Origin of the sequence: Candidatus Infernicultor aquiphilus (genome assembly GCF_002784285.1) — a bacterium.
Taxonomy (GTDB): Bacteria; Atribacterota; Phoenicimicrobiia; order Phoenicimicrobiales; family Phoenicimicrobiaceae; genus Infernicultor; species Infernicultor aquiphilus.
The window spans coordinates 3,171-3,993 of sequence record NZ_PFKO01000379.1 but is presented as its reverse complement, the minus strand read 5'-3'; the positions used below and the strand labels follow the sequence as shown (position 1 = coordinate 3,993).

Annotated in this window: 1 pseudogene; it reads left to right on the top strand. The window is 34.1% G+C overall.

Features of this window, described 5'->3' with window-relative positions:
- Positions 1 to 28: 28 nt before the first annotated feature.
- A pseudogene (locus COZ07_RS10585) lies at positions 29 to 823 on the top strand (glycosyl transferase family 1); the annotation flags it as partial.

Here is an 823-nt window from a genome sequence, read left to right as displayed (position 1 = left end):
AGAAATTAAAAGATTAGCTTTACCTTTAATGGAGAAAAAGGTAATTCATATAAATGCTACTTCATATGGTGGAGGAGTAGCAGAGATTTTATCAACTTTAGTTCCCTTAATGAAAGATGTTGGGCTAGAAGCTGAATGGCAGGTGATAAAGGGTTCAGATGATTTTTTTAGTGTAACTAAGGCCATCCATAATGGCTTACAAGGTATGGATGTTTCTTTTACTGAAGAGATGAAAAAAATATTTTTAAAAAATAATCAACTTAATGAAAAATTATTCGAAGATGAATATGACTTTGTAGTAATCCACGATCCGCAGCCAGTAGCAATATTAAATTATCGCCGAGAAAAAATAGGGAAATGGGTTTGGAGGCTTCATATTGACCCCACCCAGGCTCAAGAAAATATATGGCAATTTATTAAACCCTTTGTAGAAAAATATGATGCTGCTGTCTTTACCTTAAAAGAGTATGTAAAAGAAGATCTTAAAATGAAAAATGTTGCCATAATCCCTCCGGCCATTGACCCTTTAAGTCCTAAGAATATTGAAATGGATCAAAAAATGATTGAAGATATAGTGAGAAAGTTTAAGGTAGACCCAGATAGACCTATTATAACCCAGGTTTCCAGATTCGATCCCTGGAAAGATCCTCTAGGGGTTATCGATATGTACAGAATAGTAAAGAAAGAAATTAAGAATGTTCAATTAATACTCATTGCTTCTATGGCTCATGATGATCCGGAGGGATGGGAATATTACGAAAAAACTTCTCGCCATGCGGGTGAAGATTATGATATACATCTTCTATCCAATTTAAATGGAGTA